Here is an 18,584-nt window from a genome sequence, read left to right as displayed (position 1 = left end):
AAAGCCAGGACGACGACTGAGCTTAAGCCGCAGCAAACCGGCGAAAGCCGTTCCACATTGCGGTTGCGGCCCCCGACGTCAGCACCGGCAGAATCCGCGCATCCTGGTAGTTGCCGTTGAGCGAGATCCGCGGCAGCGCGGTCATGTGGCCGGCGTTCTCGGCGAACAGCATGCCGGGCCGCGTCGTCACTGCGGTCTTGAAGCCGGCGGATGCGGCCAGCGCGAATTCGCGCATCCCGGCGGCCTCGCGGTCGCCATAGGGATAGGCGAAGTGCAGCACGGGGCGCTCCAGCGCGTGCTCGATCCGCACGCGGCTCACCGCCATCTCCTGCGCGGCGATCTCCTCGCTCTGCCTGGCGAGGTTGCAATGGCTGATGGTGTGGGCGCCGATTGTGACCAGCGGATCGGCGGCCAACAGCTTCACCTCATCCCAGGACAGGCAGAGACTGCGGCACAGCGCGGCCATGTCGACATCGTATTTCGTGCAGAGCGCCTCGATCTCGCGCGTCAGATCGTGCTCGCCCGGCAGCGCGCGCAGCCAATCGTGCAGGCGGTCGAACGCGACCTGTTTTGCGGCTGGCGTCGTCGCATCGATCCGCAGCGCGGAATTGCCGATCTGCACGTCGACCTGCTCGGTCCTGGCGATCACGGCCTCCAGCGCGGCCCACCACAGCCGTCCGGTGCCCTCGGCGAAATCGCTGGCGACATAGACGGTTGCGGGCGCGTCAAATTCGCGCAGCACTGGCAGGGCATGATCACGATTGTCACGATAGCCGTCGTCGAGGGTGAAGGCGGCGAAGCGGCGGTTGAACCGGCCCTGCACCAGCCGTTCGTGCAGCTCATCCATGCCGACGATGTCGATCTCGCGCGAGCGCAAATGGCACAGGGTCGCACGCAGGAAGTCGGGGGTGACTTCGAGATGCCGGTTCGGCTGGAACGCGCCCTCACGGGCCGGCCGCACGTGGTGCAACATGAAAATGGCGCCGACGCCCGACAGAAGCGGGCGCAGCAAATGGTGCGCCCCGCTGAAATAGAGTGCTCCCAGCCCGGCGCGGATGACGTTGTTACGGAGTTGTTTCATGACCGGCTGGCCGACCCCTGGGCATTCCGCCCTCAACTTAGGGTGTGACCCTTGAAGAAAAAGTTATTCCAATTGCGCACACATGGCCTTCGGAAGGGCACCATTTCCGGTTTGACAGCCCGCCAAGGGTTTGTTTTGTCTCCGGTTCCAGAGTTCGGGTCGTCGAATGCGCAAGCTTTTCAGGTGGGCAAGTAAATGGTGGCCGGGGCTGATCCCCCTGGCCGTCATGTGGGGATTTGCGGCCTGGAATAACACCTTGCCGGTCGAGGCCGACCTTTCGGCCCGCAGCGCCGCCGCGCTCAAGGACACCGTTCTGGACAAGACCCGGATCGCCGTCGACGGCCGCGACATCAGCCTGGCGGCCGATGCCTTCTCCGAGGAGGGGCGGCGGGACGCGGTCATGGCGGTCGAGAATGTTCCCGGCGTGCGTCTGGTTGACGACGGGACCCGCCTGGTCGCGGAGGCCAAGCCATTCGTCTGGAACGCCGAGCGTGACGTCGTGCGGGTCACGCTGTCGGGCTCCGCACCTCTGCCGTCGATGAAGGCCCGCCTGACCGAGGCGGCGCGCAAGGAGCTCGGTGGCGTCGAGGTGGCCGATCAGATGGGCCTGGCGCGCGGTGCGCCGCCGCGTTTCGAGGCCGCCGCCACGCTGCTGCTCGACCAGATCGGCAAGCTGAAGGACGGCAAGATCACGATCTCCGACACCAAGATCAATCTGTCCGGCATGGCGCGCGATATCGGCGGCCGCGAGGCGATCGCGGCTGCGCTCAAAAACCTGCCCGAAGGCTTTTCGATCGCCGCCAACGAGATCAAGGCCCCGCCCTACATCTTCCAGGCCTACAAGGATCCGGTCGCAGCCACCGTGACACTGACCGGCTACGTGCCCGACAACAATGTCCACGCCACCATCGCGACCGGTGCGTCGCGAAAATTCTTCAACGAGAAGGTCGTCGACAATCTCAAGGCCAGCGTCGGTGCGCCCGGCGCCTTCAACACCGCCGTGGTCGCAGCGCTCGGGGCGCTGTCGCGGCTGTCGACCGGTACGCTCGTCGTGTCCGATCGCGAGGTGAAGCTGTCGGGTGATGCGCTGTATGAAGGCGCCGCGAACGACATCCGCGCAGGCCTGGGCAAGGACTTTCCAAAAAACTGGCAGTACAAGCCGGAGATCACGGTGAAGCCTGCGGCGGGGCCGGTCGACGGCACCGTCTGCCAGCAATTGTTCTCGGAGCTGCTCGCCAAGGGCAAGATCCGCTTCGAGTCCAAGCGCGCCGACATCGATCCTGATTCCGCCGGCATTCTCGATCATCTGATCGAGACCGCGCTGCGCTGCCCCACCACCAATATCGAGGTCGCAGGCCACACCGATTCCGACGGCGAGGATGCCTTCAACCAGGCGCTCTCCGAGAAGCGCGCGCAGGCGGTGATCGACTATCTGGTCAAGGCCGGCCTGCCCGCCAACCGCTTCACCGCGGTCGGCTATGGCAGCACCCAGCCCGTCGCCGGCAACGACAGTGACGACGGCAAGGCGCAAAATCGCCGCATCGAATTTCTGGTGAGGTGACGATGCCCTATCTCGTCTCGTTTCATATGGGCTGGCTGATCGGCGCGCTGCTGCTCGGCTTTTGCATGGGCTGGATCTCGGTGGTCCAACGCGGCAACGGCACCTCGAAGGTGACCGCGCGCTGGCTGGCGGTGCTGGTCGCAGGCCTGGTCGCGGCCTCCTTCGCGCATGTCGTCCCCGGCCGCTTCGGCTACTGGCTCGACCTCGGCCTGACCATGTTCGCCTGCTACCTCGTCGGCTGCACCATCGGCGCCTGGCTGCGCGACCGGGTGGTGTCGCGGAGCCAGCCGGCCGCCTGAGTTTTTCGGACTGCCCAAAGGCGCGCTGCTTTCGCTGCAGAAATCGGAAAATCCGTCTGGAACGATTGGATCGCCTCCTCTTTCAATAGGCTGTCGTGGCCCATAGATTGAGATCGGCTTAAGGCGCGACGGAACATTGAGCGGCCGAAATCATCAAAACTTCACGGCCCCTGCGCAGGATTGCCGTGGAGATTCGCGTCAGTCCTGCCGTCGAACCTGCCACCGAAAGCGCCAAACCGTGCATCTTGAGCCCGCAAACCTGCCTAAAATATTGAAGGCACGTGATTTTGTTCGTATTGGCGAATTCCACTCCGCCCGAAAACGCGCTAGTGGAGGGGTGGGGGGCATGCGCGATGCCGGAGCCGGCGGCGAGGGTTCGTTGAGTGCCTGTGCGTCGTCCGCCTGTTCGCCGGCCACCCTGGCCGCTGAAGCGTTGTTCGAGGTCTAGATGCTGGAAGCCATACGCAGGGCGATGTCGTTTCTGCGCCAGAAGCAAATCCTGCATAAGCTTGGAGTTGTGATCAGCGTCGCGGTCATCGGTATCGCTTGCTATGTGCTCTACCACATGCTGCGCGGCATCGACATGAACGAGGTGATCGAAGCGATCAAGAGCACCGAGCCGAGCCAGATTGCGATGGCCGCGCTGTTCGTGGCCGCGGGCTATTTCACGCTGACCTTCTATGATCTGTTTGCCGTGCGCGCGATCGGCCATGCCCACGTGCCCTATCGCATCAATGCGCTCGCGGCCTTCACCAGCTATTCGATCGGCCACAATGTCGGTGCCAGCGTCTTCACCGGCGGTGCGGTGCGCTATCGCATCTACTCGGCCTATAGTCTGAACGCGATCGACGTCGCAAAAATCTGCTTCCTCGCCGGCCTGACCTTCTGGCTCGGCAATGCCGCCGTGCTTGGCCTCGGCATCTCCTACCATCCGGAGGCGGCCGCCGCGATCGACATGCTTCCGCCCTGGCTGAACCGGACGCTGGCGATGATGATCCTCGCAGCGCTGGTCGGCTATGTGGTCTGGGTCTGGACCCAGCCGCGTGTGGTCGGGCGCGGTCCCTGGACTGTGGTGCTGCCGGGTGGGCCGCTGACGCTGCTCCAGATCGCCATCGGCATCATTGATCTCGGCTTCTGCGCGCTCGCGATGTACGTGCTGGTCCCCGACGAGCCCAATCTCGGCTTCGTCGTGGTCGCAGTCATCTTCGTCTCGGCGACGCTGCTCGGCTTCGCCAGCCATTCGCCCGGTGGGCTCGGCGTGTTCGACGCCGCCATGCTGGTTGGCCTCTGGCAGATGGACCGCGAGGAACTCTTGGGCGGCATGCTGCTGTTCCGGGTGCTCTATTATCTTTCCCCCTTCGTCATATCTGTAATCTTGCTGACGTTTCGCGAAGTTATAATTGGCGCCCGATCGAAACGCCTGCAACAGGCCGCGCTCAAGCTCGATCCAGGGCCGCCGCCTGAAGCCGCCTATGTGCGAAAGCGTAGCGACAGCGGCGCCTGAGCACCGGCGCAAGCCTTTAGGAGAAGCCCGCCCCGATGGCGATTGACGCCCCATCGTCTCCCTCCGCCCAGCCCTGGTCCGACCGGCTGCGGCACTCGACCATCATCCTGATCGCCGCGGCGCTGGCGCTGTCGGTGGTGGTTTCGCTCGGCGAATTGTCGGTGATGCGGGCGGCGACGGTGTTCCTCTGCATCGCGGCCGCGGCGCTGATCCCCTGGCGGCTGCATGATACCTCTGCTTCGCGTGAGGACACCCGCCGCGTCAATCCGGTCGAGGGCGCAGCAGTGGCCGCAGTCGTTGCCGGCATGCCGGATCCGGCGGTGCTGCTCGACCGCGCCGGCCGCGTCATCCATCTCAATGCCGCCGCCGCCCAGCTTGCGCCGGCGCTGCGCAGGAACGAGCTCGCCCAGTTCGCGCTGCGTTCGCCTGAGATCATCACGGCGTTGCGCGAGTCGATTGCGACCTCCGAACCGCGGCGCACGACCTATCTCGACCATGTGCCGGTCGACCGCTGGATGGAACTGACCATTACGCCGGTGCCGGTACCGACCACCTTCGGCGGCGCCGACAAATGCATGCTGATGACCTTCCACGACCAGACGCCGCTGCGCCGGGTCGAGGAGATGCGGGCCGACTTCGTCGCCAATGCCAGCCATGAATTGCGCACGCCGCTCGCGGCGCTGTCGGGCTTCATCGATACGCTCCAGGGCCAGGCCAAGGACGATCCCAAGGCGCGCGAGCGCTTCCTCGGCATCATGCACAACCAGGCCACCCGCATGGCGCGCCTGATCGACGATTTGCTGTCGCTGTCGCGGGTAGAGCTGTCGGCCCATGTGCGGCCGGATACGCTGGTCGATCTGCTGCCGATCATCCTCCAGGTCGCCGACGGGCTCGAGCCGCTTGCGCGCGAGCGCCAGGTCGATGTCGAGATCCACTTGCCGCAGGCGCCGGTGATGATCGCGGGCGACCGCGAGGAGTTGCTCCGCCTGTTCGAGAACCTGATCGAGAATGCCCTCAAATACGGCGCTTCCGGCGGGCGCGTTATCGTGTCGCTGACCGCGAACCCGGCGACCGACGGAACTCAGGAAATCCGGGTCCTGGTGCGCGATTTCGGCCCCGGCATCGCACCCGAGCACCTGCCGCGGCTGACCGAGCGCTTTTACCGGGTAGACGTCGGCGACAGCCGCTCACAGGGCGGGACCGGGCTCGGTTTATCGCTGGTGAAACATATCCTTAACCGCCATCGCGGCCGGCTTTTGATCGAAAGCGTGCCCAAACAGGGCGCCACTTTCACCGCCTGTTTCCCCCAGGCCAAGCCTCCGACTTCCGCTTGAAATTATAGCAATTTCAGTTGGTTAAGTCTGTCATCCGACTGTCACGAAACCTTCGTAAAAGCACAGCCGACTGCTCCTAAAGGGGCGGGACGGGGAGCGCGATCGGGCGCGAATGCGCTTCGCTCCCCTGTATGGAGACCAGCATGAATTTCATCAAAACTATCGTCGCTGCTGGCTTGGTCGCCGCATCGACGTCGGCCTTCGCTGCCGATATCACAGGTGCGGGCGCAACGTTCCCGTTCCCGATCTATTCCAAGTGGGCTGACGCCTACAAGAAGGAGACCGGCAACGGTCTGAACTACCAGTCGATCGGTTCCGGCGGCGGCATCAAGCAGATCCAGGCCAAGACCGTGACTTTCGGCGCGACCGATGCCCCGCTCAAGGCCGAGCAGCTCGAGAAGGACGGCCTCGCACAGTGGCCGATGGTGATGGGCGCCATCGTTCCCGTCGTCAACATCGAGGGCATCAAGGCCGGCGAGCTGGTGTTCGACGGCGAGACGCTGGCCAGCGTCTATCTCGGCAAGATCACCAAGTGGGATGATCCGGCCATCAAGAAGCTCAATCCGAACCTGAAGCTGCCGTCCGAGGCGATCACCGTGGTCCGCCGCTCCGACGGTTCGGGCACCACCTTCAACTTCACCAACTATCTCGCCAAGGCCAGCGCGGACTGGAAGAGCAAGGTCGGTGAGGGTACGGCCGTCGAGTGGCCGGTCGGCGTCGGCGCCAAGGGCAACGAGGGCGTCTCCGGCAACATCAGCCAGACCAAGAACTCGATCGGCTATGTCGAGTATGCCTACGCCAAGCAGAACAAGCTGACCTACACCGCCCTCGTCAACAAGGGCGGCAAGACGGTGCAGCCGACGGTCGAAGCCTTCCAGGCGGCCGCCTCCAACGCCGACTGGGCCAAGGCTCCGGGCTACTATGTCATCCTGACCGACCAGCCCGGCGACAAGTCCTGGCCGATCACGGCGGCGACCTTCATCCTCATGCACAAGGATGCGACCGACAAGGCGTCCTCGCAGGAAGCCATCAAGTTCTTCCGCTGGGCCTTCAAGAACGGCGGCAAAGCGGCTGAAGAGCTCGACTACATCCCGATGCCCGACAGCGTCGTCCAGCTGATCGAGAAGACCTGGGCTGCCGACATCAAGAGCTAAGTCAACGACGCTCGTGTCCCGGACGCGGCGCAGCATGAAAATGCTGTACCGCTGAGCCGGGACCCACAAGAACGAGGCCCCGGATCAGCGTCGCGCTGCATCCGGGGCACGAGGCCAACAACAAGTATATAATTTGGTACAGGGGATCGGCGTGGCAGAGATGGCCGTTCAGAGCGATATCGTCGACGACGCCGGACCATATGATCGCGCCAAGGCCTTGAGCGCGTTCAAGCTCGGTGACGTCACCTTCTACTGGATCACGCGGCTTAGCGCGATTTCGGTGCTTCTCATCCTCGGCGGCATCATCCTGTCGCTGATCGTCGGCGCCTTTCCAGCGATGAAGGAATACGGCTTCGCCTTCCTGTGGACGCAGCGCTGGGCGCCGTCGGCCGATCCGCCCGTGCTCGGCGCGCTTGGTCCGATGTACGGCACACTCGTCACCTCCTTCATCGCGATGCTGATCGCCATTCCGGTTGGTCTCGGCATTGCGATCTTCCTGACCGAGCTCTGCCCGCAATGGCTGCGCCGCCCGATCGGCATGGCGATCGAGCTGCTCGCCGGCATTCCCTCGATCATCTACGGTATGTGGGGCTTCTTCGTGCTTGGCCCGTTTCTGGCCAACAGCTTCCAGCCCTTTATGATCAAGATATTTGACGGCATCCCCGTGCTCGGTGCGATCTTCGCCGGCCCGCCGTCCTATCTCAGCCTGTTCAATGCCGGCCTGATCCTCGCGATCATGGTGCTGCCCTTCATCACCTCGATCTCGGTCGACGTGTTCAAGACGGTGCCTCCGGTTCTGAAAGAGGCCGCCTACGGCGTCGGCTGCACCACCTGGGAAGTCGTCCGCAGCGTGGTCATCCCCTACACCCGCGTCGGCGTCATCGGCGGCGTCATGCTGGCGCTGGGCCGCGCGCTCGGCGAAACCATGGCGGTGACCTTCATCATCGGCAACTCGTTTCGCATCTCGTCCTCGATCTTCGCCCCCGGCACCACGATCTCGGCGGCGATCGCATCCGAATTCGCCGAGAGCGACGGCCTGCACCAGTCCGGCCTGATCCTGCTCGGCCTGCTGCTGTTCGTGCTGACGTTCTTCGTGCTCGCAGCGGCGCGGCTGATGCTGATGCGGCTGGAAAAGAAGGCGGGGAATTAACGCCATGAACCCGATCTATTCACGCCGCCGCCGCAAGGACATCGTCATTCGCGGTCTCTGCTTCGCTGCCGCGGCCTTTGGCGTCACCTGGCTCGCGCTGATCCTGATCACGCTGCTCTACAACGGCTTGGCCGGACTCAATTTCCAGCTCTTCACCGAGAACACGCCGCCGCCCGGATCGAACGAGGGCGGCCTGCTCAACGCCATCGTCGGCTCGCTGATCATGACCGTGATCGGCGTCGGCATCGGCGCGCCGCTCGGCATGTTCGCCGGCACCTATCTCGCCGAATACGGCCGCAACGACCGCCTGACCTCGGTGATCCGCTTCATCAACGACATCCTGCTCTCGGCGCCCTCGATCATCATCGGTCTCTTCATCTATGGCGCGGTGGTGGTGCCGATGCGCGGCTTCTCGGCGTTCGCCGGCTGTCTCGCGCTCGCCGTGATCGTGATCCCGGTGGTGCTGCGCACGACCGAGGACATGCTGCTGCTGGTGCCGAACGCGCTGCGTGAGGCGGCCTCGGCGCTCGGCCTGCCGCGCTCGCTGGTGATCAAGCGGATCGCTTATCGTTCCGCGCGTTCCGGTCTCATCACCGGCGTGCTGCTCGCCACCGCCCGCGTCGCCGGCGAGACCGCGCCGCTGCTGTTCACCGCGCTGTCGAATCAGTTCTTCAGCCTGAGCCTGAACAAGACGATGGCGAACCTGCCGGTCACCATCAACAACTTCGTGCAGAGCCCATACGCCTACTGGAAGCAGCTGGCCTGGAGCGGGGCGCTGCTCATCACCCTGACCGTTCTTGCCCTGAATATTGGTGCGCGCATCCTTGGCGCCGAGAGGACCGCAAAATGAGTGATCTTTCCGTTTCGATGAGCGCGGCCGGCGGCCTGCCCCAGGCGCCGGTGCTGCCCGAGGCGCCCCCCAAGGTGACGGTGCGCAACCTCAACTTCTATTATGGCGAGCACCACGCGTTGAAGAACATCAACTTGACGCTCGGTGCCAACCGCGTCACGGCGTTCATCGGCCCGTCGGGCTGCGGCAAGTCGACCCTGCTGCGCATCTTCAACCGGATGTACGACCTCTATCCGGGCCAGCGCGTCACCGGTCAGCTCATGCTCGACCAGACCAACATTCTCGACCCCAAGCTCGACCTCAATCTGCTCCGCGCGCGCGTCGGCATGGTGTTCCAGAAGCCGACGCCGTTCCCGATGACGATCTATGAGAATATCGCCTTCGGTATCCGTCTCTATGAAAAGATATCGAAGTCCGAGATGGACGGCCGCGTCGAGAAGGCGCTGCGTGGCGGCGCGCTGTGGAACGAAGTCAAGGACAAGCTCAACGCGTCTGGCCTGTCGCTCTCCGGCGGCCAGCAGCAGCGCCTCTGCATCGCCCGCACCGTCGCGGTGCGGCCCGAGGTGATCCTGTTCGACGAGCCCTGCTCGGCACTCGACCCGATCTCGACCGCCAAGGTCGAGGAGCTGATCCAGGAATTGTCCGAGAGTTACACGATAGCGATCGTCACCCACAACATGCAGCAGGCGGCCCGCGTCTCCGACAAGACCGCCTTCATGTATCTCGGCGAGCTGATCGAGTTCGACGACACCAGCAAGATCTTCACGTCGCCGACTGATCGGCGCACGCAGGATTACATCACCGGCCGGTTCGGCTGAGGAGACGGGACATGGGTTCTGAACATACCGCAAAGGCCTTCGACACCGACCTCCAGGAACTTACGCGCCTGGTTGCCGAGATGGGCGGGATTGCCGAGCGCATGATCGTCGATTCCGTCGACGCGCTGATCCGCCGCGACGTCGCGCTCGGCCAGCGCGTCGTCATCACCGACGTTGAGCTCGACGCGCTCCAGAAGCGCATCGAGGAGCGCGCGGTGCTCACCATCGCCCGCCGCCAGCCGATGGCGGTCGATCTGCGCGAGATCGTCGGCGCCATGCGCGTTGCGACCGATCTCGAGCGCATCGGCGACCTCGCCAAGAACATGGGCAAGCGCGTCGCGGCGCTGGAGACGGATTTTCATCCGCTCAAGCTGTTCCGCGGCCTCGAGCACATGACCGATCTGGTGCAGCAGCAGGTCAAGTCGGTGCTGGACGCCTATGCCGCGCATGATTTGCCGGCGGCGATGGCGGTGTGGAAGGGCGACGAGGAAGTCGACGCCATCTGCACCTCGCTGTTCCGCGAGCTCCTCACCTACATGATGGAAGATCCGCGCAACATTTCGTTCTGCATCCATTTGATGTTCTGCGCCAAGAACATCGAGCGGATCGGCGATCACGCCACCAACATCGCCGAGACCGTGTTCTACATGATCGAAGGTCAGGCGATGACCGACAAGCGCCCAAAGGGCGACATGACGACCTTCGCCACGACGGTTCCTAACACCTGAAGACTTAAGGAGCGACGACCCCATGGGCGCACGCATTATGGTTGTTGAAGACGAGGAAGCTCTCACCGAGCTCCTGCGCTACAACCTCGAAGGCGACGGCTATGACGTCGAGACGGTGATGCGCGGCGACGACGCCGACACCCGTCTCAAGGAGCACATCCCCGATCTGATTGTGCTCGACTGGATGCTGCCGGGCCTCTCCGGCATCGAGCTGTGCCGGCGGCTTCGTGCGCGGTCCGACACCAAGCAGCTCCCGATCATCATGCTCACCGCGCGCGGCGAGGAGAGCGAGCGGGTGCGGGGACTGGCGACCGGCGCCGACGATTACATCGTCAAGCCGTTCTCGGTGCCCGAGCTGTTGGCGCGCGTGAAGGGTCTGCTGCGGCGCGCAAGCCCCGAGCGGCTCGCCACGGTGCTCGCTTTTGGCGACATCGAGCTCGACCGTGAAAAACGCCGCGTGGCGCGTTCGGGCCGTCCGATCGATCTCGGTCCGACCGAATATCGCCTGCTGGAGTTCTTCCTGGAGCATCCGGGCCGGGTGTTCTCGCGCGAGCAGCTGCTCGACAGCGTCTGGGGCCGCGACATCTACATCGACGAGCGCACCGTCGACGTGCATATCGGCCGCCTGCGCAAGCTGCTCAATCTCGGCCGCGAGCAGGACCCGATCCGCACCGTGCGCGGCGCCGGCTATGCGCTGGACGATCGTTTTGCGAAGGCGGAGCAGGCGTAGGTTTCTGCGGTTAGTTTGTTAACCGCCGCGACCATCTCCGATGTCGTCCCGGCGAAGGCCGGGACCCATAACCACAGGGTGTGGTTTGGCGAAGACTCGGAGTCGCCCTCTCGCGCAATAACTGCGTTCTCGGAGTATGGGTCCCGGCCTTCGCCGGGACGACACTGAATTTGTTGCGCCGTCATCATGTGACGGCAGCCGTTAGCAACCAGCTAAATCGACTAACTCAGCGCGGACCCGGCTTCACCGGCGCACGGCGGCGATCCGACGCCGGCTGGTAGGCGACCCGCGAGTGCTGGGCGCAATAGGGCAGGCCGGAAAGCGCCTTGCCGCCGCAGAAGAAGAAATCCGGGCTCGAGGGATCTCCGACCGGCCAGTGGCAGGTTGCCTCGTTCAATTCAAGCAGCGACAGCCGCTGGCTCATCGGCACCACGTTGTCGTAGGTGACCGGTTCAGCCTCGACCTCGACCTCGAAGGCCTGCGCCAGCGCGGTGTTGCCGCGCGCAATCGGCCGGCTCACCCGCATCATGTGCTGCGCGGGACGCGCCTTGCGCGGCCGCGGAGCAGCCGACGACGGGCTCTTGGCGCGGCCCGACAGGCCAAGCCTGTGCACCTTGCCGATCACGGCGTTGCGGGTCACGTTGCCGAGCTCGGCCGCGATCTGGCTGGCCGACAATCCGGCCTCCCAGAGCTTTTTCAACTGCTCGACGCGATCGTCGGACCAAGTCAAAACCGTCATTGCACCCTTTCCTTCGCCGCGCGCCAGCCATCCTGGGGCGCACAACGAATGCTAAGTCTCGAAAAACCCGTGCCGTCAGAATCCCTTAAGGCTCGCCGGGCACGAAGACGCGCCCGAACGTTTACGCCGGTACAAGAGGACTTAGAGATCAGAACCGCTGCACGAGATGTCGTATCTGACAAACCAAACGCTACAATATGGCGTGACTCACGCGCAAGAGTCCGCCGACTCGCTTCCACATGTTCCGTGGCCAAAATCCGCAAATTCGGCACCGCAAGACTACGGATTCAGCGTTTCGCGAGGCTTTCCGGGCGGCATTGACACCCGTGGTGCCAGGCATAAGATAGTCACGCGTGCCGCCCTTAAAAGGCGGCACGTTTCGTTTTCCGGACCAAATGACGCGCTGCGCAACGCGCGTTCAGGCCGTCTGAAACATCCAAGAGAGCGTCATGACCAACAGCGCCGCGCCGCATTTGCTCCCCGTTTTCGCCAGGGCCGACATCGGTTTTGAGCGCGGCGAGGGCTCTTGGCTGATCGCGACCAATGGCGATCGCTATCTCGATTTCACCTCGGGCGTGGCGGTGAATGCGCTCGGCCATGCCCATCCCGCGCTGGTCAAGGCGTTGCAGGAGCAGGCCACTAAGCTCTGGCACATGTCGAACCTGTTCCAGAGCCCGGACGGCGAGCGGCTGGCCGCGCGTCTCTGCAACGAGAGCTTTGCGGACTTCGTGTTCTTCTGCAATTCCGGCGCCGAGGCGCTGGAATGCGTGATCAAGCTCGTCCGCCACCATCACGCCGCCAAGGGCCATCCCGAGCGCTATCGCATCATCACCTTCGAGGGCGCCTTCCATGGCCGCACGCTCGCAACGCTGGCGGCCACCGGCTCGGCAAAATATCTCGAAGGGTTCGGCCCGCCGATGGACGGTTTCGACCAGGTCCCGCATGGCGACCTCGACGCCGTGAAGAAGGCGATCGGCCCGCAGACCGCCGGCATCCTGATCGAGCCGCTCCAGGGCGAGGGTGGCGTGCGCTCGGCGCCGCCGGCATTCTATCGCGCGTTGCGCCAGCTCTGTGACGAGAAGGGCCTGTTGCTGGCGTTCGACGAGGTGCAGACCGGCATGGGCCGCACCGGTGATCTGTTTGCGCATCGCCGTTTCGGCATCACGCCGGACGTGATGTCGCTGGCCAAGGCGCTCGGCGGCGGTTTTCCGATCGGTGCCTGCCTTGCGACCGCGGAAGCGGCCTCCGGCATGACGCCCGGCTCGCACGGTTCGACCTTCGGCGGCAATCCGCTCGCAGTCTCCGCGGCAAATGCGGTGCTCGACGTCATGCTCAAGCCCGGCTTTTTCGACCACGTGCAGAAGATGTCGCTCCTCTTGAAGCAAAAGCTCGCCTCCGTGATCGATCGTTATCCCGATGTCGTCAGCGAAGTGCGCGGCGAGGGGCTTCTGATCGGCATCAAGGCCGTGGTGCCCTCGGGCGATCTGGTTGCGGCATTGCGCGACGAAAAGCTGCTCACCGTCGGCGCCGGCGACAACGTCGTGCGCTTCCTGCCGCCCTTGATCGTGACCGAAGCGGAGATCGAGGACGGCGTTTCGCGGCTTGAACGCGCCTGCGCCGCGATCTCGGCCAGTCAGAGCAAGCGGGCGGCAGGCTGATGAGCAAGACGCCAAAACACTTCCTCGACATCGATGAGCTCCCGTTGTCGGAGCTCAAGAGCATGCTCGCCGCCTCTTCCGCCATGAAGGCGAAGCAGAAGGCGCATCAGCCGGTCAAGCCGCTCGAAGGCAAGACGCTGGCGATGATCTTCGAGCGTCCGTCGACGCGGACGCGGGTGTCGTTCGACGTCGCCATGCGCCAGCTCGGCGGTGAGCCCATCATGCTCACCGGCGCGGAGATGCAGCTCGGCCGCGGCGAGACCATCGCCGACACCGCGCGCGTGCTGTCGCGCTATGTCGACGCTATCATGATCCGCATCCTCAACCACGACGCGCTGCTCGAGCTCGCGGCGAACGCCACCGTGCCCGTCATCAACGGCCTGACGCGGCGCTCGCATCCCTGCCAGGTGATGGCCGATCTCATGACTTATGAGGAACATCGCGGCTCGATCGAAGGCAAGACCGTGGCCTGGACCGGCGACGACAACAACGTTCTGGCGTCCTGGGCCCATGCGGCCGAGCGCTTCAAATTCCAGCTCAATGTCGCGACGCCCCCGGAGCTCGCGCCGAAAAAAGTGATGCGCGACTGGATCAAGGCCACCGGCGCGCCGATCGTGCTCGGCACCGATGCGGAAGCGGCCGTGAGCGGCGCCGATTGCGTCGTCACCGACACCTGGGTGTCGATGGGCGACAAGGAAGGCGAGCACCGCCACAACGTGCTCAAGCCCTACCAGGTCAATGCGAAACTGATGTCGCTCGCCAAGCCCGATGCACTGTTCATGCACTGCCTGCCCGCGCATCGCGGCGAGGAGGTCACCGACGAGGTGATCGACGGCCCGCAATCGGTCGTGTTCGACGAGGCCGAAAACCGCCTGCACGCGCAGAAGGGTATTTTGGCCTGGTGCTTCGACGCGGTGAAGTAGGTCTCTGTCGTCCCGGCCTAGTGCGCAATTGCGCACGGGGGCCGGGACCCATACCGCGTGATCTCTCTTGTGGCTTGCTGGTGGAGGCTAACAGCCTTCGCCAAACTGCTTCCTGTGGCTATGGGTCCCGGCCCCGTGCGCAATTGCGCACTAGGCCGGGACGACACCGAATTTGCGGTATCGTTGTGCAATCGAAACTACGTCCGGAACATCCCACCCCGCACCCCCCTTCCATTTTTACCCTCCGACCCCAGATAATGCGCCATGGTTTCCCAATCCCCTGACATGAATACCGGGCTCGAGGGCCCGGTTCGCGCGCCATCGGCGATTCCGATCGATGACGCCGTGCTGCCTTACGAGGTCGACGCGCTCGATGTGCGCGGGCGGCTGGTGCGGCTTGGCCCGGCGCTCGACGAGATCCTGACCCGGCACGATTATCCCGCGCCGGTCGGCAAGCTGCTCGGCGAGGCCATCGTGCTGACGACGCTGCTCGGCTCGGCGCTGAAATTCGAGGGCCGCTTCATCCTCCAGGCCCAGACCGACGGCCCGGTGTCGTTCCTGGTGGTGGACTACAATGCGCCGGATCGCTTGCGCGCCTATGCCCGCTACGACGCGTCGCGCCTCGGGGATGCCAAGGATTCCGGCACGCTGCTCGGCCACGGCCATCTCGCCATGACCATCGACCAGGGTCCCGACATGAGCCGCTATCAGGGCTTGGTTGCGCTCGACGGTGGCAGCCTGGAAGACGCCGCCCACGAATATTTCCTGCGCTCCGAGCAGATCCCGACGCGCGTCCGCCTCGCGGTCGGCGAGGAGTGGCGCTCGAGCGACGGCGGCAAGCATCGCTGGCGCGCCGGCGGCATGCTGATGCAGTTCTTGCCGAAGGCGCCGGAGCGCGCGCGGCAGGCCGATCTGCATCCCGGCGATGCGCCGGAAGGCGTCGAGGTGCACGCTGTCGCCGAGGACGATGCCTGGGTCGAGGCACGCTCGCTGATCGAGACCGTCGAGGACGTCGAGCTGATCGATCCCGATCTCTCGGGCGAGCGGCTGCTCTACCGCCTGTTCCACGAACGCGGCGTGCGCGTGTTCAATCCGCTATCGTTGAAAGCGCAATGCTCCTGCTCGCGCGATGCCGTTGCCGCCATGCTGCAGAGCTTCTCGCCCGACGACCGCGCCGCGATGGTCAAGGACGACAAGGTCGTGGTGACCTGCGAATTCTGTAGCTCGGTGTACGGATTCACACCGCAAGAAGCGGGCGTGGAGGATGCGTAGACGCCTATCCATCCTCCGTCATTGCGCGCCACGCACTCGGTGTCATCGCCCGACTTGATCGGGCGATCCAGTCCTCCGAGACGGCAGTGATCGAGCTGATAGGCCGCGGCGTACTGGATTCCCCGCCTTCGCGGGGAATGACAGCCAGGCTAGTTCAACACCCTCTTATTATCCGGGCTGTCTAGCGAGAACGTCGGCACGTCGATCTCGAAGCGTTCGCCGCTTTCGCTGACCATCTGGTAGCGGCCGGTCATGAAGCCCGACGCGGTCGAGAGCGGGACGCCGGAGGTATATTCGAAGCGCTCGCCGGGGGCCAAGGTCGGCTGCTCGCCGACCACGCCTTCGCCCTTGGTCTCCTGCTGCCGGCCGGTGGCGTCGGTGACGATCCAGTGCCGCGTCTTGAGCTGCACGGTCTCGTCGCCGGAATTGGTGATGACGATGGTGTAGGACCAGAAATAGCGCGAGCGGTCGGCCGACGACTGCTCCGGAACAAAGTTCGGCTCGACGGTCACTTCGATCTGGCGGGTCACGGCGCGGTACATGGTTGCCATCATAACGAAATCCCGGCCGGGAACCAAACGCCGCAGGCAGCTTTCGCGACATCGTCCCGCCAGAATTGACAGGGAAGGACACCTCCAGGGAAATACACCCTGATGTGATCCGGCCGCTTTGCGAGGCGGCGACTGGACCGCTACACTCCTCAAACGTCGCGATTTGCGGAAGGGTTTTTGGGCCCCGATGACCATTGCCGATCAAGTGACGGGATCGACGATCGCGGGAACCGCGGGTGCCAAGCCTGTGGATGCCAAGCCCGTGGACGCAAGGCCGCGCACGGCCGCGCCGGCCATCACGCTGCCCGTCATCGGCGAGCGTGAGCTCCGGCTCGATCTGTTCCGCGGCCTGGCGCTGTGGCTGATCTTCATCGACCATCTGCCGCCGAATCTCCTGACCTGGTTCACGATCCGCAATTACGGCTTCAGCGACGCCACCGAGATATTCATCTTCATCTCCGGCTACACCGCCGCCTTCGTCTATGGCCGCGCGATGCTGGAGTCCGGCGTCGTCATCGCCACCGCGCGCATCCTGCGCCGGGTCTGGCAGATCTATGTCGCCCACGTCTTCCTGTTCACGATATTCCTCGCCGAGATCTCCTACGTCGCCACCAGCTTCGAGAACCCGCTCTACACCGAAGAGATGGGCATCATGGATTTCCTCAAGCAGCCAGACGTCACCATCGTGCAGGCGCTGCTGCTGCGCTTTCGTCCCGTCAACATGGACGTGCTGCCGCTCTACATCGTGCTGATGCTGGCGCTGCCCTTGATCCTGTGGTCGATGAAGTGGAAGCCGGACGTCACGCTCGGCTTCTCGGTCCTGCTCTACGCCGTCACCTGGGAATACGATCTGTACCTGTCCGCCTATCCGAACGGCTTCTGGGCGTTCAATCCTCTGGCCTGGCAATTGCTTTTCGTGTTTGGGGCATGGTGCGCGCTCGGGGGTGCGCGACGCATGTCGCGCATTCTGGTGTCGCCCGTGACGATGTGGATATCGATCGCCTATCTGGTCGCGGCGTTCTACGTGACGCTGACCTGGTACGTGCCGCAACTCGGCCATCTCATGCCGAAGCTACTCGAGCAATGGATGTATCCGATCGACAAGACCGACCTGGACGTGCTGCGCTTCACGCATTTCCTGGCGCTGGCCGCGCTCACCGTGCGCTTCCTGCCGCGGGACTGGCCGGGCCTGAAATCGCCCTTGCTGCGGCCGCTGATCCTGTGCGGCCAGCATTCCCTCGAGATCTTCTGCCTCGGCGTCTTCCTGGCCTTCGCCGGCCATTTCATCCTCGCTGAGGTCTCGGGCGGCCCGGGCATGCATGCGCTGATTAGTCTCTCCGGAATCCTGATCATGTGGGCCGTAGCCTGGGTGATTTCGTGGTATAAGCGGGTGGCTGACAAGAGCGGTTCGAAAACCAAAAACGCCGTCGGCAGCGCCGATATGGCGGGAGGGGGCTGATGAAGGCGAAGGTTCTCCTGAGCCTGATCCTGCTGTGCGGTAACCTCGCCGCGCCCCCGGCGCGCGCGGGCGATGCTGCGCCTGCGGCTCCTGCAGCCTGCGAATTGCCGTCCTATCTGCTCACCACCGAAAGCCAGCTCCACAAGGTCGCCGATGCCGTCAAGGCCGGCAAACCACTTGAAATCCTGGTCGTCGGCAGCCGTTCAACGACCATTCCAGCCTCGGAGGAGGCTTCCTATCCGGCGCGGATGCAGGCAATTTTGAAGGAAAAGCTGCCACCTGCGGAGGCGGTGCACGTCTCCGTAGAAATACAGAGCAAGAAAACCGCGGAGGAGGCCGCCACCACCTTCGTTAAGCTGATGGAAGCAAAAACACCTACTTTGGTCATCTGGCAGACCGGGACCGTGGATGCTATCCGATCCATCGATCCCGACGATTTTCGCGGCGCGGTGACCGATGGGGTTGCTGCGTTGCAAAATGCAGGGGCTGACGTCGTCTTGATGAATTTGCAATACAGCCCGCGTACCGAAACCATGATCTCGGCGCCGCCCTATCTCGACAATATGCGGGTGGTGGCGCAGGAGCATGATGTCCCGCTGTTCGACCGTTTCGCGATCATGCGGCAATGGAATGATCAGGGTCAGTTCGACCTGTTCAGCCCGTCCCGCGGCCCTGAACTGGCGAAACAGGTCCATGATTGCCTTGGCCGCGCGTTGGCACAGTTTGTGATCGACGCTGCCCATCTGGGCCCGGCCCAGCAGCAAAATTGAGGT

Annotated in this window: 18 protein-coding genes; 15 read left to right on the top strand and 3 right to left on the bottom strand. The window is 64.1% G+C overall.

The window, feature by feature from the left end:
* Positions 1-22: 22 nt before the first annotated feature.
* The gene (locus UB31_RS22865) at positions 23-1,081 is read right to left on the bottom strand and encodes a polysaccharide deacetylase family protein (RefSeq protein WP_045012495.1); all 1,059 of its coding nucleotides are present in this window, start codon (positions 1,079-1,081) and stop codon (positions 23-25) included.
* 166 nt (positions 1,082-1,247) lie between these two features.
* Here UB31_RS22865 and UB31_RS22860 point away from each other — a divergent pair, with 166 nt between their 5' ends.
* The 10 genes from UB31_RS22860 (at position 1,248) to phoB (ending at position 11,209) form a co-directional block, all read left to right on the top strand.
* Positions 1,248-2,642: an OmpA family protein gene (locus tag UB31_RS22860; RefSeq protein WP_045012494.1), complete on the top strand. Its 1,395-nt coding sequence runs from the start codon at positions 1,248-1,250 to the stop codon at positions 2,640-2,642.
* 2 nt (positions 2,643-2,644) lie between these two features.
* Positions 2,645-2,941: a hypothetical protein gene (locus UB31_RS22855; RefSeq protein WP_045006071.1), complete on the top strand. Its 297-nt coding sequence runs from the start codon at positions 2,645-2,647 to the stop codon at positions 2,939-2,941.
* A 448-nt stretch (positions 2,942-3,389) separates the two neighbouring features.
* Entirely contained in the window at positions 3,390-4,445 is a 1,056-nt protein-coding gene (locus tag UB31_RS22850) for a putative bifunctional lysylphosphatidylglycerol flippase/synthetase (protein WP_045006072.1), read from the top strand.
* 35 nt (positions 4,446-4,480) lie between these two features.
* Complete coding sequence (locus tag UB31_RS22845; protein WP_045012493.1) at positions 4,481-5,779, top strand: ATP-binding protein; 1,299 nt, start codon at positions 4,481-4,483, stop codon at positions 5,777-5,779.
* Positions 5,780-5,922: 143 nt separating this feature from the next.
* Entirely contained in the window at positions 5,923-6,933 is a 1,011-nt protein-coding gene (pstS, locus tag UB31_RS22840) for a phosphate ABC transporter substrate-binding protein PstS (RefSeq protein ID WP_045012590.1), read from the top strand.
* Between the two features lie 160 nt (positions 6,934-7,093).
* Positions 7,094-8,083, top strand: coding sequence for a phosphate ABC transporter permease subunit PstC (gene pstC / locus UB31_RS22835; protein WP_045006074.1), 990 nt, complete (start codon positions 7,094-7,096; stop codon positions 8,081-8,083).
* Between the two features lie 4 nt (positions 8,084-8,087).
* Positions 8,088-8,933, top strand: a complete 846-nt coding sequence (gene pstA / locus UB31_RS22830) for a phosphate ABC transporter permease PstA (protein WP_045006075.1) — start codon at positions 8,088-8,090, stop codon at positions 8,931-8,933.
* Positions 8,930-9,751: a phosphate ABC transporter ATP-binding protein PstB gene (pstB, locus tag UB31_RS22825; protein WP_045006076.1), complete on the top strand. Its 822-nt coding sequence runs from the start codon at positions 8,930-8,932 to the stop codon at positions 9,749-9,751. Before pstA ends, pstB begins: the two co-directional genes overlap by 4 nt.
* Before the next feature lie 11 nt (positions 9,752-9,762).
* On the top strand, positions 9,763-10,479 hold the full coding sequence (phoU, locus tag UB31_RS22820) for a phosphate signaling complex protein PhoU (protein WP_045006077.1): 717 nt from the start codon (positions 9,763-9,765) through the stop codon (positions 10,477-10,479).
* A gap of 22 nt (positions 10,480-10,501) precedes the next feature.
* Positions 10,502-11,209, top strand: coding sequence for a phosphate regulon transcriptional regulator PhoB (gene phoB, locus UB31_RS22815; protein ID WP_027533133.1), 708 nt, complete (start codon positions 10,502-10,504; stop codon positions 11,207-11,209).
* 226 nt (positions 11,210-11,435) lie between these two features.
* Here phoB and UB31_RS22810 read toward each other — a convergent pair whose 3' ends face one another.
* Positions 11,436-11,948, bottom strand: a complete 513-nt coding sequence (locus tag UB31_RS22810; protein ID WP_045006078.1) for a GcrA family cell cycle regulator — start codon at positions 11,946-11,948, stop codon at positions 11,436-11,438.
* 449 nt (positions 11,949-12,397) lie between these two features.
* On the opposite strand from UB31_RS22810, the gene UB31_RS22805 reads away from it, so the two are divergent.
* From UB31_RS22805 to UB31_RS22795, 3 genes are all read left to right on the top strand, one after another.
* The gene (locus UB31_RS22805; RefSeq protein ID WP_045012492.1) at positions 12,398-13,606 is read left to right on the top strand and encodes an aspartate aminotransferase family protein; all 1,209 of its coding nucleotides are present in this window, start codon (positions 12,398-12,400) and stop codon (positions 13,604-13,606) included.
* Entirely contained in the window at positions 13,606-14,529 is a 924-nt protein-coding gene (gene argF / locus UB31_RS22800) for an ornithine carbamoyltransferase (RefSeq protein ID WP_045006080.1), read from the top strand. The genes UB31_RS22805 and argF overlap by 1 nt, the downstream gene beginning before the upstream one ends.
* Before the next feature lie 264 nt (positions 14,530-14,793).
* Positions 14,794-15,801: an Hsp33 family molecular chaperone gene (locus UB31_RS22795; RefSeq protein WP_045012491.1), complete on the top strand. Its 1,008-nt coding sequence runs from the start codon at positions 14,794-14,796 to the stop codon at positions 15,799-15,801.
* A gap of 149 nt (positions 15,802-15,950) precedes the next feature.
* Here UB31_RS22795 and apaG read toward each other — a convergent pair whose 3' ends face one another.
* Positions 15,951-16,343: a Co2+/Mg2+ efflux facilitator ApaG/CorD gene (gene apaG / locus UB31_RS22790; protein ID WP_045006100.1), complete on the bottom strand. Its 393-nt coding sequence runs from the start codon at positions 16,341-16,343 to the stop codon at positions 15,951-15,953.
* A gap of 196 nt (positions 16,344-16,539) precedes the next feature.
* Here apaG and UB31_RS22785 point away from each other — a divergent pair, with 196 nt between their 5' ends.
* Together UB31_RS22785 and UB31_RS22780 are read left to right on the top strand one after the other, a co-directional pair.
* Positions 16,540-17,811 (top strand): OpgC domain-containing protein, encoded by a 1,272-nt coding sequence (locus tag UB31_RS22785; protein WP_045012490.1) that lies wholly within the window; start codon positions 16,540-16,542, stop codon positions 17,809-17,811.
* Positions 17,811-18,581, top strand: a complete 771-nt coding sequence (locus UB31_RS22780) for an SGNH/GDSL hydrolase family protein (protein WP_045012489.1) — start codon at positions 17,811-17,813, stop codon at positions 18,579-18,581. Before UB31_RS22785 ends, UB31_RS22780 begins: the two co-directional genes overlap by 1 nt.
* Positions 18,582-18,584: the final 3 nt, after the last annotated feature.

Source organism: Bradyrhizobium sp. LTSP849 (genome assembly GCF_000938255.1).
Lineage (GTDB): Bacteria > Pseudomonadota > Alphaproteobacteria > Rhizobiales > Xanthobacteraceae > Bradyrhizobium.
This window is presented reverse-complemented; position numbering and strand designations above follow the sequence as displayed.